Source organism: Corynebacterium sp. LaCa_282, assembly GCF_057198125.1.
In genome coordinates this window covers 83,905-104,740 of sequence record NZ_CP191095.1, presented here as the reverse complement: position 1 = coordinate 104,740, position 20,836 = coordinate 83,905, and the positions used below count along the sequence as shown (strand labels likewise).

General features: G+C 56.9%; 21 protein-coding genes and 2 pseudogenes. 5 read left to right on the top strand and 18 right to left on the bottom strand.

Features of this window, described 5'->3' with window-relative positions:
* The first annotated feature begins 25 nt into the window (after positions 1 to 25).
* Entirely contained in the window at positions 26 to 1,078 is a 1,053-nt protein-coding gene (locus ACP8KU_RS00520; protein WP_284644401.1) for a histidinol-phosphate transaminase, read from the top strand.
* A 28-nt stretch (positions 1,079 to 1,106) separates the two neighbouring features.
* On the opposite strand, the gene gabT is transcribed toward ACP8KU_RS00520, so the two are convergent.
* A complete protein-coding gene (gene gabT / locus ACP8KU_RS00515) occupies positions 1,107 to 2,435 on the bottom strand; it encodes a 4-aminobutyrate--2-oxoglutarate transaminase (protein WP_284644403.1) in 1,329 nt (442 codons plus the stop codon).
* Positions 2,436 to 2,581: 146 nt separating this feature from the next.
* Between gabT and ACP8KU_RS00510 the strand changes: the two genes are divergently transcribed.
* Positions 2,582 to 4,075, top strand: coding sequence for a PucR family transcriptional regulator ligand-binding domain-containing protein (locus tag ACP8KU_RS00510; protein ID WP_484483810.1), 1,494 nt, complete (start codon positions 2,582 to 2,584; stop codon positions 4,073 to 4,075).
* Here ACP8KU_RS00510 and ACP8KU_RS00505 read toward each other — a convergent pair.
* The gene (locus tag ACP8KU_RS00505) at positions 4,072 to 5,190 is read right to left on the bottom strand and encodes an MFS transporter (RefSeq protein ID WP_484483809.1); all 1,119 of its coding nucleotides are present in this window, start codon (positions 5,188 to 5,190) and stop codon (positions 4,072 to 4,074) included. The two genes, ACP8KU_RS00510 and ACP8KU_RS00505, sit on opposite strands and share 4 nt — an antisense overlap.
* A gap of 439 nt (positions 5,191 to 5,629) precedes the next feature.
* Between ACP8KU_RS00505 and ACP8KU_RS00500 the strand changes: the two genes are divergently transcribed.
* Positions 5,630 to 7,255 (top strand): amidohydrolase, encoded by a 1,626-nt coding sequence (locus ACP8KU_RS00500; protein WP_023016492.1) that lies wholly within the window; start codon positions 5,630 to 5,632, stop codon positions 7,253 to 7,255.
* Here ACP8KU_RS00500 and ACP8KU_RS00495 read toward each other — a convergent pair.
* The 10 genes and pseudogenes from ACP8KU_RS00495 to ACP8KU_RS00450 form a co-directional block, all read right to left on the bottom strand.
* The gene (locus tag ACP8KU_RS00495; RefSeq protein ID WP_284643536.1) at positions 7,239 to 7,568 is read right to left on the bottom strand and encodes an MGMT family protein; all 330 of its coding nucleotides are present in this window, start codon (positions 7,566 to 7,568) and stop codon (positions 7,239 to 7,241) included. The two genes, ACP8KU_RS00500 and ACP8KU_RS00495, sit on opposite strands and share 17 nt — an antisense overlap.
* Before the next feature lie 20 nt (positions 7,569 to 7,588).
* Positions 7,589 to 8,416 carry a VOC family protein gene (locus ACP8KU_RS00490; RefSeq protein ID WP_284643534.1) on the bottom strand — a complete coding sequence of 276 codons (828 nt, stop codon included), beginning with the start codon at positions 8,414 to 8,416 and terminating at the stop codon, positions 7,589 to 7,591.
* A complete protein-coding gene (locus tag ACP8KU_RS00485; protein WP_023016489.1) occupies positions 8,417 to 8,701 on the bottom strand; it encodes an RNA-binding S4 domain-containing protein in 285 nt (94 codons plus the stop codon).
* A gap of 57 nt (positions 8,702 to 8,758) precedes the next feature.
* Positions 8,759 to 9,088, bottom strand: coding sequence for a YbjQ family protein (locus ACP8KU_RS00480; RefSeq protein ID WP_005276253.1), 330 nt, complete (start codon positions 9,086 to 9,088; stop codon positions 8,759 to 8,761).
* Positions 9,089 to 9,097: 9 nt separating this feature from the next.
* Positions 9,098 to 9,745: a LysE family translocator gene (locus ACP8KU_RS00475; RefSeq protein ID WP_232218889.1), complete on the bottom strand. Its 648-nt coding sequence runs from the start codon at positions 9,743 to 9,745 to the stop codon at positions 9,098 to 9,100.
* A 106-nt stretch (positions 9,746 to 9,851) separates the two neighbouring features.
* On the bottom strand, positions 9,852 to 10,535 hold the full coding sequence (locus ACP8KU_RS00470) for a LysE family translocator (RefSeq protein WP_237800044.1): 684 nt from the start codon (positions 10,533 to 10,535) through the stop codon (positions 9,852 to 9,854).
* 72 nt (positions 10,536 to 10,607) lie between these two features.
* Positions 10,608 to 10,802: pseudogene (locus ACP8KU_RS00465) on the bottom strand (integrase core domain-containing protein); the annotation flags it as partial.
* 42 nt (positions 10,803 to 10,844) lie between these two features.
* Positions 10,845 to 11,081: a hypothetical protein gene (locus ACP8KU_RS00460; protein WP_484484172.1), complete on the bottom strand. Its 237-nt coding sequence runs from the start codon at positions 11,079 to 11,081 to the stop codon at positions 10,845 to 10,847.
* Positions 11,082 to 11,152: 71 nt separating this feature from the next.
* On the bottom strand, positions 11,153 to 11,515 hold the full coding sequence (locus ACP8KU_RS00455; RefSeq protein ID WP_284643532.1) for an IS3 family transposase: 363 nt from the start codon (positions 11,513 to 11,515) through the stop codon (positions 11,153 to 11,155).
* Between the two features lie 178 nt (positions 11,516 to 11,693).
* Positions 11,694 to 11,892 (bottom strand): annotated as a pseudogene (locus ACP8KU_RS00450) (hypothetical protein).
* An 8-nt stretch (positions 11,893 to 11,900) separates the two neighbouring features.
* On the opposite strand from ACP8KU_RS00450, the gene ACP8KU_RS00445 reads away from it, so the two are divergent.
* Both ACP8KU_RS00445 and ACP8KU_RS00440 read left to right on the top strand, forming a co-directional pair.
* Complete coding sequence (locus ACP8KU_RS00445) at positions 11,901 to 12,590, top strand: Rossmann-fold NAD(P)-binding domain-containing protein (RefSeq protein WP_237792276.1); 690 nt, start codon at positions 11,901 to 11,903, stop codon at positions 12,588 to 12,590.
* A gap of 296 nt (positions 12,591 to 12,886) precedes the next feature.
* Positions 12,887 to 13,582 carry an adenylate/guanylate cyclase domain-containing protein gene (locus tag ACP8KU_RS00440; RefSeq protein WP_035108229.1) on the top strand — a complete coding sequence of 232 codons (696 nt, stop codon included), beginning with the start codon at positions 12,887 to 12,889 and terminating at the stop codon, positions 13,580 to 13,582.
* A 9-nt stretch (positions 13,583 to 13,591) separates the two neighbouring features.
* On the opposite strand, the gene ACP8KU_RS00435 is transcribed toward ACP8KU_RS00440, so the two are convergent.
* From ACP8KU_RS00435 to betA, 6 genes are all read right to left on the bottom strand, one after another.
* Positions 13,592 to 14,179 carry an adenylate/guanylate cyclase domain-containing protein gene (locus ACP8KU_RS00435; protein WP_237792314.1) on the bottom strand — a complete coding sequence of 196 codons (588 nt, stop codon included), beginning with the start codon at positions 14,177 to 14,179 and terminating at the stop codon, positions 13,592 to 13,594.
* A 151-nt stretch (positions 14,180 to 14,330) separates the two neighbouring features.
* On the bottom strand, positions 14,331 to 14,918 hold the full coding sequence (locus ACP8KU_RS00430; RefSeq protein WP_474898658.1) for a Pycsar system effector family protein: 588 nt from the start codon (positions 14,916 to 14,918) through the stop codon (positions 14,331 to 14,333).
* 914 nt (positions 14,919 to 15,832) lie between these two features.
* Positions 15,833 to 17,725, bottom strand: a complete 1,893-nt coding sequence (locus ACP8KU_RS00425; protein WP_284643530.1) for a heavy metal translocating P-type ATPase — start codon at positions 17,723 to 17,725, stop codon at positions 15,833 to 15,835.
* Complete coding sequence (gene cmtR / locus ACP8KU_RS00420) at positions 17,722 to 18,081, bottom strand: Cd(II)/Pb(II)-sensing metalloregulatory transcriptional regulator CmtR (protein ID WP_023028086.1); 360 nt, start codon at positions 18,079 to 18,081, stop codon at positions 17,722 to 17,724. The genes ACP8KU_RS00425 and cmtR overlap by 4 nt, the downstream gene beginning before the upstream one ends.
* A 576-nt stretch (positions 18,082 to 18,657) precedes the next feature.
* The gene (locus ACP8KU_RS00415) at positions 18,658 to 18,786 is read right to left on the bottom strand and encodes a hypothetical protein (RefSeq protein WP_005280591.1); all 129 of its coding nucleotides are present in this window, start codon (positions 18,784 to 18,786) and stop codon (positions 18,658 to 18,660) included.
* A 190-nt stretch (positions 18,787 to 18,976) separates the two neighbouring features.
* On the bottom strand, positions 18,977 to 20,752 hold the full coding sequence (gene betA / locus ACP8KU_RS00410; protein ID WP_023029895.1) for a choline dehydrogenase: 1,776 nt from the start codon (positions 20,750 to 20,752) through the stop codon (positions 18,977 to 18,979).
* Positions 20,753 to 20,836: the final 84 nt, after the last annotated feature.

The following is a 20,836-nucleotide window of genomic DNA, read 5'->3' as shown; positions in this document are numbered from 1 at the left end:
TTCAATTTTAAGGAGAAGCACTACGATGCTACGCGATGATTTGCACAAATTCCCCGACTACAAGCCCGGTAAAACTGAGCCAAATAAGCTCAAGCTTTCTGCAAATGAAATTCCAAATCCACCCCTTCCATCCGTTCTGGGGGCTATGACGCAGGCGGCTTCTGTGGCGAATCGGTACCAAATCAATGGCTCACCAGAGCTGCGAGCGGAATTATCGACTTATCTGGGCCTACCAGAAGAAAACATCGCGGTAGCCCCAGGAGCATCTGCCATTGTGCAGCAGGCGGTGATGGCTACCTGCCATACCGGCGACGAAGTCATCTTTCCATGGCGCTCTTTTGAAGCCTATCCGCTGTATGTGCGCATGGCTGGCGCCGAACCTATAATGACTCCGCTTACACATGATGACCGGCTGGGCCTCGATGCAGTGATCGATGCAATCACCGATAGGACGCGCCTCATCATCCTGTGCAATCCTAATAACCCCACCGGCACCACCATTAGCCAGGAAGAATTCGAAAACTTCATGGCTCGGGTACCGAAGGACATCGTGGTCCTCCTAGATGAAGCCTACTGGGAATACAACGATGATCCGGATAGCCCAAATGCGGCCAAGGAGATTCAGAACTACCCAAATCTCATTGGTGCTCGGACTTTCTCCAAAGCCTTTGGTCTTGCAGGCGCGCGCGTGGGCTATGGCATGGCATCACCCGAGCTTGTCGATGCCCTCAATCTCCTCGCCTTGCCACTCACTGTCAGCTACATTGGCGAGCTTGGAGCCATCGCCGCACTTCATGCCCAAGATGAGCTGGATGCACGCGTGGACGAAACCAAACGTCAGCGCACCCGCGTGGCACAGGCCCTCGGTGTTCCCGAATCACGCGCCAATTTCGTCTGGCTACCACGAGGTGATGCTAAAGAAGTAGAGCGAAAGATTTCGGAGGAAGGCATCATTATCCGCCGTTACCTCGATGAGGGCGTGCGCGTTTCCATCACCACCGAGGAAGAGACAACAGCCTTCCTCAACGCTTGGGAGCGCGCCGGTATCCAGTCTTGGGAAGGGGAAACCGGCGACTAGGCTGGGTGGCACAAAGGCCAAACCGGCTTTACTTAAATTCGTGGAATTTGTCCACGACCGCCTGCAAGCCCTCGCGCCACAAGTGCTCTGGAATAGCCAGCGAAGGCAGGAAGCGAATGACGTTGTGGTCAAGACCACAGGTCAATATCAGAATTCCTTCCTCCTTCGCAGCGGCGGCAATCTTATGCACCAACTCAGAGTCTGGCTCACCGTCCGCTGTGACAAACTCCAGTGCCAGCATCGCGCCACGACCGCGGAAGTCGGCAACACGCTCATCCTTGATAAGCTCCGCCAGTTCCTCTCGCGCAATGTCTTCCAAGCGGCTAGCACGGGCACCGAAGTCTTTTTCTTCGAATTCTTTAAATGTGGCCAAAGCAGCTGCACAGGCCACCGGGTTACCGGTATAGGTGCCGCCAAGCCCGCCTGGTTGCGGAGCATCCATAATTTCGGCACGCCCAGTTACAGCAGAAAGGGGCATACCAGAGGCAATGCCCTTCGCAGTAGTGATCATATCGGGGACAATGCCTTCATGTTCACTAGCAAACCAAGTACCAGTGCGCATCATGCCAGCCTGGATTTCATCCGCGATAAAGATGACGTCATTGTTCTTGCACCACTGAACAATGGCGGGAAGATAACCTTCCGCAGGAACAACGAAGCCGCCTTCACCCTGGATCGGCTCGATGACCACACAAGCCAAATTAGAGGCACCGATCTCTTGTTCCAAAGTGGTAATAGTGCGCTTTGCGGCTTCTTCTCCGCTAAGCCCATCGCGAACCGGATAAGACATCGGTGCGCGGAAGACATCCGGCGCAAATGGCCCAAATCCTGACTTATAAGGGCTTTGCTTGGCGGTCATCGCCATAGTGAGATTGGTGCGGCCGTGGAACGCGCGGTCCATCACGGCCACGCTGGTTTTACCACTGTAATTGCGGGCAATCTTGACCGCGTTTTCTACAGCCTCCGCTCCAGAATTAAATAGGATGGTGCGCTTTTCGTGATCACCGGGCGTCACCGAGTTGAGCTTTTCCGCAACTTCGATATAAGAAGAATACGGTGAGATGGGAAAAGACGTATGAGTGAAATGCCCGACCGCCTCCTGTACTGCCTGTACAACCGCCGGATTAGAGGCGCCCGCAGAGGTCACTGCAATGCCGGAAGCCAAGTCGATGAATCGGTTTCCATCTGCGTCTACAAGGATTCCGCCATCGGCATCCACCACGTAGCCAGGCAAACCTGGATTGAGCCCAGCCGGCAGCGCCGCCTTACGGCGGGCATCCCATTCAGCACTCTTCGGCCCAGGGAGCTGGCCTACTACTTTGCGGGTTTGCTCCAAACGGTATTCAAGCTCTCGCATATCGTGTCCTTTCCACACAGTGATTTTCAACCTGTCTAAATATATTGTGACCGCCTACATAGCTTCTCCTCTACGTACACTATGGTGAAAATTTCCCACTGTGATATACAGACCGTATAGCCACTCCGACAGCAAACGAGACTTTTATGAGCACCAGTACTTTTACCTGGCTTTTTCATCAAAGCAAACTACAACTGCGCCCGCTTCATTGTCCCCACCAGTCTTTCACCACGGTCCAAGCCAACGAACTTAAAAATCCCACCGAATTCACCAAAGAAGGAGCAGTCGTTCTTACCTTGGGCCTCGCCTTTGAACATTCCCCGGCGGATTTCTCTACCTACGCGCGCACGCTGGCCTCGGCCGGTGTACACGGCATTGGATTCGGAACCGGCTTGGTTTTTTCTAAGGTGCCTCCCGAGCTAGAACGCGCATGCATCGACTATGGCCTTACGCTATTTGAGGTTCCCCGTGCCATTCCGTTTATATCCATAATCAACGCTGTGAATGCGGAGTTCACCCGCCAAGACCAAGAACAACGACGCGTATTTGAGCGCCAACAAGAGCGATTAAATCGTGCTGCGACCCAAGGCATTAATTCGCTCATAACTCATGCCGGAAAAGAGCTACACGCCGCAGTCACCCTCACCGATGCCCAGGGCATTGAGATTGCAAGTGCTACGTATCAAGGACTCGATGCGTTGAAAACAACGAATGATTCCAGTTTCTCTGTCTCGGACTCACCGTCAACGGCACATTCTGTGAACTCTAAAAATTCAGGGAACCTATCCACGGTAACTACCTACTTTCAGAGCAATTCCCAGCATCGTTACGGGCTCACAGTCTGCGCCACCGAAAAAATAGGCTCTTTTGACCGCGCGCTAATCCGACATGTAGTCGGGCTAGCTGGCTTGCTTCTGCAGCCCCCGTGGTCCACTGCACAGGACCTTTTGGGACAGCTAGCCCTAGCTGTGCAATTGGAATCCTCAGTGCCAATGCTCCTAGAGGCTGCATTTTCAACACTCTCCACGTCCGATAACGTCACCGCTTACTTAGTGTGCGCTGACACCCCAGCACAGTTACGGCGAGTCCTAGCTTCACTAAAACATACGACCGCACAAGGCGGAACCAATTACTTCCACCTGCCCGTAGATAACTCGGCTGCTCTAATCGTCACCGCCCCCGCAGACGATGTATCGCAGGAAAAAGTACTTTCCGCACCCAATCTTCCAACAGTGCGTGTTTCAATCCTTCCGCGAATACCCTGGCGCGAAGTCAATCCCGAGCTAATAGCGCAGATGAATAAACATGCACATAGCCTTGACCGCGGGACGAGCGGCGTCTACTCATCACCCGCACCAGATTGGCTACATAACCCGTACGTCCGCGAGGCACTAGAAAATCGCCGCAGCACCACCATAGATGTTTTGACTGATTACGATACCGAGCACGGGACACAATTGCTCCCCACTCTTGAAGCATTCTTGCTCGCTGGTTCTCAGATCGCTGCCACCTCGGAGCACCTCGCAGTCCACCGCCATACCGTGCGCTCTCGAATCAGGAAAATTCAAGCACTCTGCGGAGTAGACCTCACAGATCCCGTTGTTCGCGCTGAGCTCCTGCTCTTGGTAGTCAGCGACTAACTCTCCCGGACCTGCACATCATCGCTTCGCTGGTGGCGGCCACCCATGAACCCACCGAGGGCAGTCGCAAGAGAAATAACGATGAGGATGATAATGGCTGGAACTATGGATTGTTCTTCATAAAAGGAGTTCAACCATGTAGCAATGAGTGGCAAAAGCCCCGAGATTGCGCCTGATACGTTGTAGCTAATGGCCATGCCGGAATAGCGAAGATTGGCCGGGAACATTTGTCCCAATAACACACCAATAACGGAATAAGGAATGGTGGCAAAGCAAATCCCCAAAACGATGGCCATCGTCACCAATGCCATATTCCCAGTGTCGATCATTAGCCACAAGGGCCATGCCGCAATAGCGGTTAAAATGCCACCAAAGACAATCACACGGCTACTGCCGATTCTCTCTGCAAGGCGACCCAAAAAGAACAAGATGAGTATCTGGAATACAGCAGCCAAGACAGTCGCATTGACCAATGACTGCCGCTCTAGTCCAAGCGCCGAAGAACCATAACTCAGCACGTATGTATTCATCACGAAGAATCCACCAATGCCCAAAAGCGCTGCGAGTGTCGACCACAAAAGCTGAGGAGCACATTCAGTAAACAGCTCCTTGAGCGAACCCTTTGGCGCGCTTTCTGCTTCATTTTCCAAGGCCCGAAATACGGGAGATTCTTCAACCTGCATACGAATCCATAGCGCTACCCCGAGCAAAGGGAAAGCTGCAAGGAATGGAATTCGCCAGCCCCACGAATCTACTTGGCCATCGTCCAGCATAAAGACCAAGGCAAAAGCGCCGGAGGATAGCAATGTACCTGCAGGCGAACCGACCTGTACGAGCGATGCATATCGAGCGCGCTTTTCTTCCGGTGCATGTTCGATAGCGAGCGTGGTGGCGCCACCCCATTCACCACCAACCGCAATACCTTGTAGAAGCCGCAACAATGTCAGCAGGATAGGCGCAGCGATACCTATGGCAAAGTAATCTGGGAGGACACCTACCAGACCAGTTGCAGTACCAATAACCACAATGGAAAGGATCAATGCAGGACGGCGTCCCCATTTGTCGCCCATTTGACCAAACAGAACGCCCCCTAGGGGACGAGCTAAAAATCCCACACCAAAAGTGGCAAAGGATGCCAATGCTGCGGTAGCCGGGTCTCCTGATGCAAAAATAGATGATTGAAAATCAGAGCCGAAGCTGTACCGAATAAGAAGAAGTCATACCATTCCAAGGCAGTACCGACGAATGCCGATAAGGCAATCCGTCCCATATCTTGGCTTACGACTTCCTCACTTATATTTTCCTCGTTCTGGTGCGCCCCAGAAAGGGCCGTTTTGTGTGGTTCGGACAACTTTTTCTCCGTTCATTTGCTTGGCCAACACTTTATACAGACTGTGATCCAGCGCAAATAAACTTATAACAAACCTAATTTTTTACAATATAATCATCTTCATATTGGATAAATGCACAATTCAACGAGCTTTACCGGCAATCCCTCCCCCTGAAGATTTCCCACCTGTTAGGGTGTGACCCAAGCAACTATAGGGAGTTACGATGCAGTTCAGCACTATTATCCGCAATGTTCATCTGCCCTTAACGGAGACGAACAGGCTATACGATATCGCCGTTTTCGGGGAACAAATCGCCAATATTGCCCCAGCGGGAGAGGCCCCTTTCGCTTCCTCAGCTCACACAGAATTCGATGCCGAAGGAAGCTATGCGCTACCTGGCTTCAACGATGTACATGCACACTCGGTATGGTTCGGCGAAACCCTTTTAGAGATTAGCCTTGCTGATGCGCGTAAATGCTCTACGGTCTATGACACTCTAAAGGGATCACTAGATGAGGCTACGGGTGAGTGGATCATCGCCTCCGGCTTTAACCCACATCTATTGGATGACGGCCCCCTCGATATCAATACCCTCGATTCCATTACCAAGGGGCGACCCCTTCTTATAAAACACAATTCGGGCCACGCAATAACGGTTAATTCTGAGGCCTTAGAACGCGCCGGCATTGGCACCCACCCTGAGCAAAAGATCGAAGGGGGAACCATCAATGTGGATGAAAGCGGAAAGGCTACTGGAGTACTAGATGAAAATGCTATGCGCCCAATTAATGAGCTCCTCGAGCCTAAGGCCCTTCCTCACTTGGAAAAGGCGTTAGCCGCAGCATCCAAGGTCTATGCCGCAGAAGGCCTTACCTCTGTCACCGATGCAGGAATTGCCGGCGGATGGATTGGGCATTCACCGCTGGAGCTGCAGGCTTATCAAAACGCGCGAGACAATAATCGTCTACGGCATCGTGTGCAGACAATGATCACACTAGACGCCTTGCACGACCTTCCCCATCACGCCGATGATCCAGAAGCTCTAACCCTTGATACCGGAATGCGCACAGGATTGGGGGACAACCGCCTACAAATTGGACCTACGAAAATTTTCACAGATGGTTCCATCCTCGGAACGACTGCGGCTATGAGCCATGACTATTGCCAGTGCGCGGGAAATTCCGGCTATTTCCAGCACGACCCAGAAGCCATGCAAGCCAGCGCGCTGCGGGCCGCCGCTTCTGGGTGGTCTTTAGCCATGCACGCACTCGGCGATGCCGCGGTAGACCTTGCCATCGACACCATTGACAAAGCAACCGCGGCTTACGGTCGCCCTGCTATCCCCCACCGCATTGAACATGGTGGCGTTACCACTGATGCGCAGGTACAACGCATTGCAGAACTCGATATCGCATTAGCCCCGCAGCCACATTTTATTAAGGCATTCGGCGATAGCATGGCAGAGCTCTTGGGTCCCGACCGAGTTAAGGACTCTTATCCAGCTAAGAGGTTACTTGATGCCGGCGCCGTATTACCTGGAAGCTCTGACCGGCCTGTAGCTGAAGGCGCCCCGTTAAAGGTTATCCAATCTTTTGTAGAAAGATTAACCTCTTCCAATAGTGCGTATTCCCCTGCTGAGCGCATAAGCGTACGGCAAGCTATCGATGCCTATACGATTGGCTCCGCACGTGCTACCGGTTGGAGTGGACACAAAGGAAAAATTGAAGAAGGATTCCTTGCAGATATCGCCTTCTTGCAGCAAAACCCGCTTGAAACCCCGACTGAAGAACTATCTACTATTCCGATTAATGCAACTATGCGTGGTGGAGAAATCATTCATCGCGCATAGCATCATCGCCCAATAATTCGTTTAGGTCCCGCGCATCCATGCCGTGCTTATGCATGGCGACGCGCCCGTGGGAGTGCTCGATGCCCTCGCGGTCCCAGTATTCTTCCGCGCGAACGGGATCGTGGCAGGCACCATTGGCGCGGACCACGCGCCACCAGGCGGCGTTACCACCGTGCCTATTCATGACGGTGCCGACATTGCGGGCCCCGCACCCGGCGAGTTTTGCTACCTCACCGTAGGAGGACACATTGCCGGGTGGGATAATGGCCACGATGGCTAGCACGCGCTGTGCTAAATCAGAGGAGTCTGACATAAACGCCTCTCTCCCCGCGTTTAGTCCCTGGTGGGGTTGAGCACGTCATCGGATTCGGTGGGCTCATCCTCGGGAGCGTCTTCGACCTCGGTCAGGGTGATGGTCGCCCCGGTGGAATCCGCGAGCAAGCACATGCGGCCAAAGGGGGAATCCCACGGTTCGCGGATGATTTCACCGCCGAGCTCTACCGCTTTCTCGGCGGCGGTATCGATATTGCGCACCCCTAGGTAGGTCTGCCAGAAGCTCGGCACCTGGGGCGGGAACTGGCCTTCGGCATTCCACAGGCCCGCGAACGGGGCACCGTCTTCTTCCGCGGTGGCGTAAATGAAATTCTCGTCCTCGGACTCCATGGCGCGAATCTCCCAGTTAAATAGCTCGCCATAAAAGTCCATGGCCTGCTGGAATCGCGTTGTGGCGGTCAGCTCGTGCCATACCGGGGTGCCGGGTTCGCCACCGGCAACGAAGTGCTCCGGGCCGGAGGGCTGGATGAGGCCGAACATGCCACCGGCGGCATCGGCAAGCAAGGCCATGTGGCCCAGTTCTACGGGCTGGGGCGCGGCCAAGATGCGCCCGCCGAGGTTCTCCGTGCGCTGGCAATCGCCGTCGATGTCCTTGGAGAGGAAATAGGTCACCCAGGTATCCGGCATAGGCGCCTCGTCCGGCTGCGGGATGAGGCCGGCGATGGGCAGGCCCTGCAGGCGCGCCATCTGGTAGGGGTTGTCCTCCTGGGACTCGGCCGAGATTTCCCAGCCCAAGACCTGCTCATAAAAGTGGGCGGACTTGCGCGGATCCGAGGTGGTCAGATCGATCCAGTAGGGCATGCCTACTTCGGCTTCAAATGCGGGCATTTATAGATTCCTCCACTTTTCCGGATCAAAGTCATCGTCTGCGGTGGCTTCATCAAAATAGTCATCATCATCGTCGGGCTCACCCACGCGCGCGCAGGTGCCTTCGATGCACACCTCATCGCCAATCTGCAGCGTGGCGCCGCGGCGGGTTTCGGTGTCACCGTTGACCGTGACCGCGCCTTCTGCGATAAGTTCCTTGGCTTCACCACCGGTGCCGACCAAGCTGGCCAGTTTAATAAACTGGCCCAATTTGATGGACTCGCCAGAAATTGCAACCTCAAGCATGCCGCCCAGCTTACCCAGAGGCCGTTCCCGCGCGGCTATGGGTGGGGGTGGAGAAACTTAGTCACGCGCGCGCAGCGAGACCGCCGTGCCCGTGGCAGTGACCAAAAGCATGTCATTATTGGTGCCCATTGGGGAATAGTCGAAGGCAATGCCCACCACGCCATCGGCGCCCAATTCCTGGCCGCGGCGCCACAATTCATCCAGCGCCGCCTCGCGGGCCTTGATGGCCTCGCTTTCATAGCCAGAGGCGCGGCCGCCGGTGATATTGCGTATCGATGCCCCGAAGTCTTTCAGCATATTGATCCCGGTAACGGTCTCACCAGCGATGATGCGCAGGTATTTGGTGATTTCATAGCCGTCGACGGTATTCGTGGTAGTAAAAATCATAACTTCAGGTTACATCGCAATGAGCCCGCGAATGCCTTCAAAGAGGATAATCACGCCGAGGAGCAGAAAGACGATGCCACTGACGATGTCCACCCACGCCGAGTTCTTGGCCATCCACTTCGATACCGCGCGCGTGCTCAAACCGACGCCGACGAAGAGCACCAAGCTTTCCAGTATCAGCACCGCGGCGACGACGACGTTTCCGCCCACGCCCATGCCTGGGTCGATGAAATTGGCAAAGATGGCGCCAAAGAAGATGACCACCTTGGGATTGGAAAGATCGCAGACCAACCCCATGCGGTAGGCGGTCTTCGCCTTGATGATGCCGTCCGGGGTAAACCCGCGCGGCTGCGGTGCCTGCTTCTCCGTGCCTACGACGGTGGCGGGTGCGCGCCGCTCGCGCAGGCCGGAGGAAATCGCGCTATAGGCCATCCACAGCAGATAGCTGCCGCCCAAGACCTGCAGGAGCACCAAGATGCCCTCATGCGTAGAGATCAATGCCGAAAGCCCGGCGAGCGAAGCGATGGTCCACAGGGCAAGGCCCGTCGTGCTGCCAATGGCCACCCACACCGCCGCGCGGGTGGACCGCGCACCCAGGCGGATAATCTGCACTACATCCGGCCCCGGCGAAGCCATGGCCGCGAACCATACGCCCATCAGGGTCACAAGGGCACCTATAGCCACCTAACACCTCCACATTCATATGCATTTTTACTAACGCAAACAACTGTAGGAAGTGTCTCACCTGCAGCGAAACAGGTAACTACTGTGACTTCAGCAGCGCGGTGGCGCCTTCCCCGGCCATCACCACACCAAGCAGCCCAAAGACGAGGCCTGAGACCATATCGATGCCGGCGGAATACCGCGCCGTCCACCGCGCGGCCGCGCGCACGAGCAGCGCGAAGGAAGAAAACCACACGAAGGACATGGCAGCAAGAATCAACGCCACGGCGATGGTCCACCCCACAGACATTTCCGGGCGGATGAATTGGGCGAATACCGCCCCGAAAAATACCAATGCCTTGGGGTTCGACAGGTTAGTCACCAGCCCCAGCTTGAAGGCCCGCCAGTTGGTCATGTCTTCGACGTCGGCATCGCCAGCCGCCCGCGCCTGCTCCGCGTAGTCTTCCGTGTCCACCTCGCGCGCGGGTGCGCGCCGCGCGGCTAACCCGCTGCGCAGGGACGATACGCCCATGTACAACAAGAAAAGCCCACCGAGCAATTGCAAGATGCTCAGCACGCCCGGCCGCGCCGTAATCAGCGCCGATAAACCGGCCAGGGAGGCGACAATCCAAAAGACCGTCCCGCTAAATACCCCCACCGCGCACAATAGCCCGGCGCGCGTGGATCGTGGGGCCACGCGGATGACCTGCACGATATCCGGGCCCGGAGACACCAAAGCCGCGAGCCAAATCCCCATCAGGGTAAGAAGTGAGGAAATGGTCATGAACTAGATCCTTGTACCAGATAGAGGTTTCAGTCTGTAAATAATAGTAGTGAAGTGTCCCGAGTTTTGTTCCTAGGCATTTGCCTTGATTTCTATTATTCCCTGTTGCGGGTTTTTCTTCCACAATTCGGTTTCCACCTCGGCTGGGGTTCTATAACCCAGGCTTTGGTGGAGCCTTACCTCGTTCCACCATGACACCCACTCGAATGTCGCGATTTCTACCTCGACAACGTCATTCCACCTGCGAGTATGGATGAGCTCGTTCTTGTAAGAGCCGTTACGTTTTCAGCTAGAGCATTGTCGTAGGAGTCACCGACAGTCCCAGTAGAAGCGACAATCCCGTGCTGGGCAAGTCGCTGGTTGTAGACAACGCTGACGTACTATAAGCCGTGATCCGAATGGTGAATAAGACCTGTTGTTTCCCTCGCACACTTGGGTCGCTTGGTTGAGTGCTTGCAGCGGTAATACCTCGGTGCGCATCGAGTCCGATAATGCCCATCCGACGATCCGCCGGGAGTAAACGTCAGTGACAAACGCGGTGTACACAAAGCCTTTCTTCGTGCGCACGTAGGTAATGTCGGCCACCCACAGCTTGTTTAAGGCCTTGGGCTTTGAACTCACGCTCGACCAAATCCGGGCGCAGATCCGGCACGTTGAGGTGTACGGGTTGTGATTGGTGATCCGCCTTTGCCTTTGCCAGAAACGCCAGCCAGGCGCATCAGCCGGGTAGCGTGTTCACGACCGATATCGATTCCGTCACGGCGAAGCGCATGCCACATTTTCCGCACACCGTAGACACCGTAATTATCCCGATGAACAGCACTAATGCGTTCAACCAGAACAGTATCACGAAGGCGACGAGCACTTAACCCGCGAGCCTTGGACTGGCGATACCCACGCGAGGTGATAAACCCACCAGCCCGGTTATTTTTCAACGTCTTGCAGATGAACTCGGGCAGAGAAACGATTCCGGTTTTCATCGATGAACCGGATCATTTCTTAACGTTTCGGGTCGAGTCATGAGGCGAAAAAGCCGACGCGGCCTTCAGCAGCTCATTAGTATCGCGTAGCTCTTGATTTTCACGACGTAGCCTCGCGTTTTCGGCAGCCAAATCTTCACACACAGGTTCTGGGATGCTCCCGGCACGACGGGCAGGCTTAAGTCCATTGACGAGCCGTGTGCCATGAAACCCCCAGCTTTGGAGCTACTGCCTGGCACGCGGGGTGCATCGACATATTTTCCGCCACGATGCGATCTTCCACGAGACGGACCACACGATCCTTTGCATCCTGGTCAAATTTTCTCGGCACGTTCCAGATTTTCCCATCTACTCAAACGGAACAAAACCTGGGACACTTCAGTATATGAGAATCAGGGAAGTATTTTCTTCTGAGTCTGATTCCGTAGTCGCTCCGCTTGAAATTGACTACATGGAGAACATGGGGCAGTACCCAGCCGCAAAGTCTGCTTGCGAAACTATTTATCGCAGCACAAATCGGTCGGTAATGGTAGTTCGACCCGGTCTGATCGCCGGCTACGGCGACGAAACAGGGCGCAGTGGTTACTATCCGTGGCGCTTCGCGCATCCCACGGGTGAGAACGTGATCGTCCCAGACCTGGCGTTTCCCGTCGCTATGATTGATGTGAAAGACCTTGCAGGCTGGATAGTTGAGTCTGCAGAAGTTGGGACTTTCGGAACCTTTAACGCTACGGGGTTTGCTACTTCCTTGTCCGATGTGTTCAAGATTTCGCGTGAGTTAACCGCATCGGAGGCTACGGAACGACCTTGCTCTGATGAACTGCTTCTCGCTAATGATGTAACCCCGTGGATGGGCCCAAAATCGTTGCCGTTGTGGGTACCAGGTGAACAGTTTCGCAACATCGCGCTACTCGATTGCGCCGCAGCCTACGAAGCTGGCCTGCGGATTCGCCCGTTGAAAGAAACATTGGCGGATGCGCTGCGATTCGAAGAAGAACATCAGGGGGAAAGACTCACTGGGCTCAGCGATGAAGAGGAAGTCGTGCTTCGCCAGCGGTTAGAAGATGGTATTTAGTTTCGGCAGGACCAGTTTTAGTTGCAGTCGGGACCGCGCTGAGTTGGTTTTCGCCCCGCGACTGACTGTGAGAATGAGTCCGAATCAGACTTGAGCGCAACTTCTGCGGTGCTAGCTCTTCGTAACGGGGAGCGATCTTGTCTTCTTTCGCCCCTCCGTGGAGTTCTGTTTCGTCATATAACCTCTGGTGTATGTGAAAGGTCGCGAGCAGACCTATTGCAGCAACCCCTTGACACCGCGCAATGGGTAAGCTGAATGAGCAAACGGTTAGAGCGATCGTGGGGAGGAGCCTCGGCATGAGTCTGAAAGATGACCTGGAGGAGTACGTCCAGAAGACCGTCGACGAACAGTGGGAACGTCGCGCAGGCCAGAAGGTGCCCGACGCCGATGACCTTCCGCTGAAGAACCTTGCTGTCGAGCTCGACGCAACTGTCCTCTACGCGGATCTTGCGTCGTCGACGAAGATGGTCAAGGGGTACAAGGACTGGTTCGCTGCGGAGGTCTACAAGAGCTATCTCTATTGTGCAGCTAAGATCATTCGAGCGCGGGGTGGTATCATCACGGCCTACGATGGGGACCGTGTCATGGGTGTGTTCATCGGGGACTCGAAGAACACCGCTGCCGCGAAGTGTGGGCTCCAGATCAACTGGGCGTCGAAGAATATCGTGGCAGCGAAAATCGCTGAGAAGTACCCGAAGAGCACCTTCGTGCTCAAGCAGCGGGTCGGCATCGATACCTCGAAGCTTTTCGTCGCCCGAACAGGCATCCGAGGCAGCAATGACTTGGTGTGGGTTGGGAACGCAGCAAACAATGCGGCGAAGCTGGCTGCGCTCGATCCTCGCTACCCGACCTACATCACCGCCGACGTCTACAACAGGCTGAATGAGACCTCGAAGCTAGGGGGTAACCCGAAGCAGAACATGTGGACTGACCTGGGGACCTCCGACATGGGCTATCGGATCTATGGGTCGACGTTCTGGTGGTCTGTCTGACGGGAGATGTCAACTGAGGGAGCTGATCCACTCGTCCATCTGCGGGATGATGGGATTTCCCTGGTACACGGTTCCGATGCCGGGCATCCCCTGCGGCCGGAGTAGGCCTTGGTTGTGATCGTTCAGGTTCGAGTAGAAGACGCCTCCGACGACAACCGGGCTCGATCCCCAACCGCGCCCCGCTAGGTGCGCTAGATGGGCTGCCCTGTTGACGACGTCGCCCATGTATACGACGTCGTTGATCGTGCTGCCGCTATAACCCGCCTTGATCATGAGGACCCGCCCGTACTCAACGCCTATGCCGATGCTGAGCTGGGTGATCCCTGCTTTCTCGTAGTGGTGGTTGAGGAGGTCTAGGAGGGTATTGGCCTGCGCTGCTGTAGCGAACACATCGTCGATGTGGTTGACCTGCGTCGTCTTGTAGGAGGCCCACACGCAGTCGCCGACGATATTGACCTCGCGCACATTAGAGTTGGAGTTTAGGACTGCGACCATTTCCGAGATAAACGACCGGTAGATCTTCGCAAGAACGGGTCTCTTGTGCTTCGATGTCAGGCCGGACGAATCTCGGATGTCAATGAAGATCGCCGAGCACATGCCGTAGAAGCCGTTAGAGAACGTGAGGTTGTCTCGGTCAGGGAGTCCGTCTACCTCCTCATACGCTCCTGCCGGCTGGTCCAGGATCGCTTGGATCCGTGCCGAGCTGGCCTTCCAGTCATACGGTCTATAGTTGCCGTCCATTTGCGTCCTAACTGTTCGTGATACCGACAACGAGGGACAGGACTGCGATAGCGGCTCCTGCAGCGAGAGCGTACCGGATGGCCCACTTTGCGGCGGATGCTTTTACCGTGGCAATCCGAGCATTGACATGTATCTGGTCAGCGAGATCTTTCGTCAGCTCAACAGGGTTAGAGGTCAGTACATGGAGCACCTCGCTGTACTCATGCCTCTTGCCCCTGAAATTTCGATCGATGCTTCCAAAAAACAGTCTGTTGATCGCGTCTCGATCTGCATCCTTGTCCTTGACTCTCGGTGTCAGTGTCCATCCGCACCAAGCGCCGGTAATAAAAAGCAACAAGCAGGTCAACCCAACGAGAGTGTCGAACAATACAGTCCGGGAAGTAACGTCCTTTGCGAGGTTGTATGTCATTGTTGCCATCACCCCGGTGAAGGCAAGTGTCACGCTGGCCTTCGCATCTGAGTGGCGAATCCACTCGTTCACCAATGCGAGTGTCTTCCATGCGTGATCTGGGTTAGGTTCGGGTGAGCTGGCGAGCGTGGTCGCGTCGTGCGGATGGCCCTCGGTGGTCCGTCGTCCACCGCGCCGAAACGGCATTCGAAACATAGCTCTAGAGTACAAAGGTTTACATAGATACTTCAGGAACGTCCATTACACGCGAGTCTCAAATGGGCCCACGAGCTGGCAGTCACGGGTAGAGCTTGAAGACGGTTTACGCTCCTGCCCCCGCAGCTGCCGGGGCGACTGCGGCGGAAGCGCTACCTATCGATTAGGAGGTTACCCTGTACTGAAACGTGGTCGAGTTCAAATTAAACGTGTAACGCGGGGCGTTGATGACGCTTCGCGTTATTGGGGGTAGGTTGAAGCGCGGTCTGTTCGTTCGCCGACGCGGCCGCCGCCGGATTCTCGGCGGCGATTCCGGCCCGAACCTCGGGGACATCCCCCATCTTCGATAGCTTGAGTGAGCACGACCATCTGATCTGGTGCGCTGGTTTTCGTTCGGCTCTCGGTCTATTCCGCCACCTCATGCGCGGCCGCGAAACCGCGGTGAAGAATCTGCATCTAGTCAGTTACGGCAACTGGAACGGCGAGGGCTCGGCAACGCTGATGAGGGTGGGGTCCTTTGTCAAACACACTGCCCAGGTAGTCGCGGGCTGTGTCGATGAGACTCGGCAGCACTCCGAATGGATGTCCGTGGTATCAAGGCCGCTGAACTATTCAAGTTGCGGGACGAAAAGAGTCTCGCAGTGACGCTTGGTCCCTGAGCAAGTTCGATCCTTCCACGATCTGCACTGGAGACGCCAAGCGCTCGGGGCCCTTGACCGGCTGGGGCACGTGCCGGGTGGTGGCTCGCCCACAGCCCCCGTGCCCACACGCACCGAGAACGGACAGGCCACCGGGTACGATCCCAATTCCACGGAGACGGACCGTGAACTCGAATGACGTGCCTGGCCCAAGGTGTGTCCGCTCGGCGTGTGGTTTAACCCCTATGAGACTTGCCGGTCACAGCCTCAGCGCTTCGCTTGCGCAGCCCGCAGGCCGTTCAAGATCACGATCACTTCGGCGACCTCGTGAACCAACACGACGGCGGCCAGACCCAGCACGCCGCTGATCGCCAGTGGCATCAACACGATGATGATGGCCAGAGACAGCACGATGTTCTGGTTGATGATCCGGCTTCCTCGGCGGGCGTGCTGCAGCGCCTTCGGGATTAGCCGGAGATCGTGGCCGGTGAAGGCGACGTCAGCAGACTCGATCGCGGCGTCAGAGCCGGTCGCTCCCATCGCTATGCCCACCGTCGCACCCGCCAGTGCCGGCGCGTCATTGATGCCGTCGCCGATCATCGCCGTCGGCGTCTTGGAGGAGAATTCAGCGACGATGCTTGCCTTGTCCTCAGGGCGCAGCTCGGCGCGCACGTCGTCGATTCCGGCGATTCCAGCCAGCGCCCGGGCGGTGCGAGTGTTGTCGCCGGTGAGCATGCTTACTTCCACATCGTTGGCGTGCAGGGCCTGCACGGCTTCGGGCACCTCGGGCCGCAACTCATCACGGACCCCGATCGCCCCGGCGAGAGCGTCATCGACGGTGACCAGGACGCAGGTCTGGCCCTCGGACTCCATGCGCTCAACGTCTGCTTTCAGTGGCCCGGCGTCGATCCATCGGGGGCTGCCCACCAGCACCCGTCGGCCTTCGACGGTGCCGCCGATGCCATGCCCAGCTTCCTCGCTGATGTCCGAGGCGGTGGGCGCTTCGGGCCCCGCTGCCGCGATCGCTGCGGCGAGGGGGTGTGTCGATTGCTGCTCAACTGCTGCCGCGAAGGAAAGCACCTGCGGCCGATCGAATCCGTCTGCCGGGACCACTCCGGTAACCTCAGGCTGGTTGCGGGTAAGGGTTCCGGTTTTGTCCACTGCCAGGTGACGGATGCCGCCGAGCCGCTCGAACGCCGCGCCGGACTTGATGACCACTCCGAACTGGCTGGCCGCGCCGATCGCGGCCACGACCGTCAGCGGCACGGAGATTGCCAGCGCGCACGGCGACGCTGCGACCAGGACTACCAGCGCACGGGTGATCCACGTCTCAGGGTCGCCCAGCAGCGAGCCGATAACGCCGACCAGCACCGCCAGGATCATCACCCCGGGCACTAGGGGTTGGGCAATCCGGTCGGCGATCCGGGCGCGGTCGCCCTTTTCCGCCTGCGCTTGCTCGACTAGGTCCACGAGTGTGGTCAGCGAGTTGTCCGTTCCAGCTGCGGTCGTCTCGACCTCCAGCACCCCGGCGGAGTTGATCGCTCCCGCAGGCACTTCGTCGCCGGGCGCAACCTCCTCCGGAATGGATTCTCCGGTGATCGCTGAGGTGTCAAGGCTGGAGCGCCCGGACCGAATGATGCCGTCCGTGGCGATCCGCTCCCCGGGGCGCACGAGCATTAGCTCGCCAACCTCGAGGTCCTTCGCTACGACCTCGGCCGCTGTGCCGTCGCGCAGCACCGTCGCGGTCTGCGGTACCAGCTTCAACAGCGCCCGCAGTCCGCCTTGGGCCCGGTCCATCGCCTTGTCTTCCAGTGCCTCGGCGATCGAGTACAGGAACGCTAGCGCCGCGGCCTCTCCGACGAATCCGAGGATCACCGCACCGACCGCGCTGATCGTCATTAGCAAGCCAATGCCGAGCTTGCGCTTCATGACAAGGTTCCGGATCGCTCCAGGCGCGAACGTGTAAGCGCCCAACAGCAGCCCAACCCAATACAGTACCGTCGCGGGCGTCTCCAAGTCGGACCAGTCCAGCGCCAGTCCTGTTATGAGGGCTACGCCGGAGAAGATCGGCAGCAGTAGCTCAGGGTCCTTCCACCATGGCCGATCGAGCTCGTCGATCTCCGTGGCGGGTTCGTGTTCGCATCCACATGCTGAACTCATGCGTTCTTTCCTTTCTCGCCGCAGTCGGGCACCGAGCACTCAGTGTCGATACAGGGGGCATTCTCGTCGACGGCCAGCGTCGCGTGGACCAGCGCTTCGAGCGCTGCCGCGAGGTGCGGATCGGCGATTTCGTAGCGGGTTTTACGGCCCTCCGGCTCAGCGACGACAATGCCACAATCGCGCAGGCAAGACAGGTGGTTCGAAACGTTCGAGCGGGTCAGATCCAAACTTTGCGAGAGCACAGCCGGGTAGCTCGGACCGTCTAGTAGGGTTATCAGGATTCGGGAGCGCGTCGGATCAGCCATGGCCCGGCCGAGCCGGTTCATGACGTCGAGGCGCGAAGCAATAGTCAGCATATGCTGAACTATACAGTGTTCGGTGAACTATTTAAAATGGGGTGAACTAACAGTCACGCGAAAGTCCCGCCACCTGCAAGAATTAGTCGATGGGATAGCCGATGACTGGTCCTTCGCGGTTCGGCTGCTAACCCAACGCGGGGGGCGTGGGCGGCGAAGTTCTCCAGAATCTTCACGTGGATGTCCACACCCACCCCTGTGGGGATGGTGATGAACAGGGTGTCGGCGGGCATGACGGCGGCGTAGGTGCGGCCAGCGACACTGACACCAGGTTCTCCCTCAAGGGCTAGACACTCACGGACATTGCGTACGGGTCGAACCACACGTAGCGAAGCTTTCTAATAGCCAAATGACTAACTCTTTTCGCTGGTATCCGGGAATGATACTTCCTTGAAGTCGGCGGTGTTGGCTACCCCACGTACGAAGTACTGGAACTGCTGCTTGGAAACCACTTAGGTCTACGAAGCCATAGCCTTCAAGCTACATCGCAGGAAAATTCCATTTCACGGTCGGTATGGGCCTTTTGCAGTTGGTTAATTCGAAATTCGTTCACCATCTCCTTAGCCACCCGCACGATTAACGCGGTGTTTCGCCATCTTCGCGCGCGGCGAGCAGCTCCTTCAGGTGCGTATCGATGTCATCGAGCTTCTTAATAACGGCAACGGCGAAAACGATACTAATGACTACAGCGATAATGCTGAGCATCACTGACCTCCTTTACTCTGGCGCTTCATTCCAGCTTCATTCCATTGGGGCCGATTCCTTGCCCGGCGATTAAATCATGGTTCTGGCCAGGCGGAGGGGTGCGCGGTGGGGAAAGGGGGACGTCGGCAAGCAAAAGCGCCGCGCCCCACAATGGGAAACGCGGCGCTAGAGCAATCCCGCGGGAGGGTGCTTAGTGGTCAGCGCCCTGGATGGAGTGCTTGTGATCGCGGACTGCTTCGCCCTCAGCGTAGAGCGGCATATCCTGCTTAGCCTTGTACCACTCGGCGTGGTTCGGCTCGAGCGGCGTGCGGCCGGCAATAAGGTCCGCAGCCTTCTCGCCCACCATCATAGTCGGGGAGTAGATATTGCCGTTGGGAACCGAGGGGAATACGGAAGCATCGGCAATATACAGGCCATCGATACCCCATACGCCCATGGTCTCTGGGTTCACCACGGCCATGGGATCGGACTCATCGCCCATCTTGGCGGTGCAGGATGGGTGCAGTGCGGTCTCGCCGTCATTGCGGACCCACTCCAAGATTTCCTCATCGCTTTGGACCTCTGGGCCCGGGCTGAACTCGCGGGCGCCAACTTCCTCCATCGCCTTGGTATCCAGCAGGGAACGGGCGACGCGGACGGCTTCTACCCATTCGCGGCGGTCCTGCTCAGTGCGCAGGTAATTAAAGAGGATGGAGGGCTTTTGCCGGATATCGGAGCTCTTGATGTGCACGTGGCCCTTGGTATCGGAGAACATCGGGCCAACGTGCCACTGGAAGCCGTGCTTAACGTCGGCCTTTTGGCCGTCATAGCGCACCGCCATGGGCAGGAAGTGGAACATCAAGTTCGGGTAGGCCTCATCCTCGTTGGAGCGCACGAAACCGCCGCCCTCAAAGTGCGAGGTAGCCACCGGGCCCTTCTTCGTCAGCAACCACTGCAGGCCCATAAACGGCCAACGCCACTTATCCAGGTAAGGCTGGGAGGAAGCGGTGGACTTGGTGGTCTCGTACTGGATGTAGACCTCGAGGTGGTCCTGCAGGTTCTCACCCACGCCTGGCAGGTGCTTGACCACATCGATGCCGTGCTTTTCCAAGATCTCGCGGTCGCCCACGCCAGAGACCTCTAGCAGCTGCGGGGTATTGATGGCACCGGCGGACAAGACGATCTTGTCTGCGAAAACGCGGTGGGTGCCACCCTGCCACTCGTATTCCACGCCCACTGCCTTGGTGCCTTCAAAGAGGATCTTGGTGGTAAATGCGCGGGTACGCACCTCAAGGTTGTCGCGGTCCTGGTTGGGGTACAGGTAGGCGCGGGCAGCAGACCAACGCTTGCCGTGCTTGATATTGCGATCGAAGGGGGCAAAGCCTTCCTGACGGTAACCGTTGACGTCATTGGTCAGGTTATAGCCCGCTTCTTGTACCGACTTAAATAGCGCCTGGAAAAGCTGCGAGGTAGCCGGGCCGCGGGACAGGTAGAGCGGGCCATCGTGGCCGCGGCGCGGATCATCGTCTTCTGCGGCAGCGGTGGTTTCCATGCGGTTGAAATACGGCAAGCAGTGGGCAAAATCCCAGTTATCCATGCCCGGGTTCTGGCCCCACTTTTCGTAGTCCATGGGGTTGCCGCGCTGATAGATCATGCCGTTAATAGAAGAAGAACCGCCGAGTACCTTGCCGCGGGCGTGGTAGATGCGGCGACCATTCATCTCCGGTTCCGGATCGGATTCATACATCCAGTCATAGTTCTTTGCCCCGATGGGGAAAGAGAAACCAGAAGGCATGTGGATGAATAGGTCCCAGAGGGAATCCGGGCGTCCGGCCTCAAGAACGAGCACGCGGGTGTCTTTGTCCTCGGTCAGGCGAGCCGCAATGACGGAGCCGGCAGAGCCACCGCCGACGACGACCACATCGCTGACCTCATCCGTCGCCCTCTTTGTCGAGCGCTTCTTAGTCAACTTATCCACAATACCCATAAATCCCCTTCCTTCTGTGAGCCATCTCACGCGTAGTTCTCGCCGTATTTCGGGCGGATCCATTGTATCCTGCGCAAAAAATCT

Excerpts from the sequence above, each read along its gene's own strand:
- ACP8KU_RS00520 (WP_284644401.1), top strand. The coding sequence starts at position 26 with ATGCTACGCGATGATTTGCACAAATTCCCCGACTACAAGCCCGGTAAA.
- gabT (WP_284644403.1), bottom strand. The coding sequence starts at position 2,435 with ATGCGAGAGCTTGAATACCGTTTGGAGCAAACCCGCAAAGTAGTAGGC.
- ACP8KU_RS00510 (WP_484483810.1), top strand. The coding sequence starts at position 2,582 with ATGAGCACCAGTACTTTTACCTGGCTTTTTCATCAAAGCAAACTACAA.
- ACP8KU_RS00500 (WP_023016492.1), top strand. The coding sequence starts at position 5,630 with ATGCAGTTCAGCACTATTATCCGCAATGTTCATCTGCCCTTAACGGAG.
- ACP8KU_RS00495 (WP_284643536.1), bottom strand. The coding sequence starts at position 7,568 with ATGTCAGACTCCTCTGATTTAGCACAGCGCGTGCTAGCCATCGTGGCC.
- ACP8KU_RS00490 (WP_284643534.1), bottom strand. The coding sequence starts at position 8,416 with ATGCCCGCATTTGAAGCCGAAGTAGGCATGCCCTACTGGATCGATCTG.
- ACP8KU_RS00485 (WP_023016489.1), bottom strand. The coding sequence starts at position 8,701 with ATGCTTGAGGTTGCAATTTCTGGCGAGTCCATCAAATTGGGCCAGTTT.
- ACP8KU_RS00480 (WP_005276253.1), bottom strand. The coding sequence starts at position 9,088 with ATGATTTTTACTACCACGAATACCGTCGACGGCTATGAAATCACCAAA.
- ACP8KU_RS00475 (WP_232218889.1), bottom strand. The coding sequence starts at position 9,745 with ATGGGCGTATGGTTCGCGGCCATGGCTTCGCCGGGGCCGGATGTAGTG.
- ACP8KU_RS00470 (WP_237800044.1), bottom strand. The coding sequence starts at position 10,535 with ATGACCATTTCCTCACTTCTTACCCTGATGGGGATTTGGCTCGCGGCT.
- ACP8KU_RS00455 (WP_284643532.1), bottom strand. The coding sequence starts at position 11,515 with ATGAAAACCGGAATCGTTTCTCTGCCCGAGTTCATCTGCAAGACGTTG.
- ACP8KU_RS00445 (WP_237792276.1), top strand. The coding sequence starts at position 11,901 with ATGAGAATCAGGGAAGTATTTTCTTCTGAGTCTGATTCCGTAGTCGCT.
- ACP8KU_RS00440 (WP_035108229.1), top strand. The coding sequence starts at position 12,887 with ATGAGTCTGAAAGATGACCTGGAGGAGTACGTCCAGAAGACCGTCGAC.
- ACP8KU_RS00435 (WP_237792314.1), bottom strand. The coding sequence starts at position 14,179 with ATGTGCTCGGCGATCTTCATTGACATCCGAGATTCGTCCGGCCTGACA.
- ACP8KU_RS00430 (WP_474898658.1), bottom strand. The coding sequence starts at position 14,918 with ATGCCGTTTCGGCGCGGTGGACGACGGACCACCGAGGGCCATCCGCAC.
- ACP8KU_RS00425 (WP_284643530.1), bottom strand. The coding sequence starts at position 17,725 with ATGAGTTCAGCATGTGGATGCGAACACGAACCCGCCACGGAGATCGAC.
- cmtR (WP_023028086.1), bottom strand. The coding sequence starts at position 18,081 with ATGCTGACTATTGCTTCGCGCCTCGACGTCATGAACCGGCTCGGCCGG.
- ACP8KU_RS00415 (WP_005280591.1), bottom strand. The coding sequence starts at position 18,786 with ATGCTCAGCATTATCGCTGTAGTCATTAGTATCGTTTTCGCCGTTGCC.
- betA (WP_023029895.1), bottom strand. The coding sequence starts at position 20,752 with ATGGGTATTGTGGATAAGTTGACTAAGAAGCGCTCGACAAAGAGGGCG.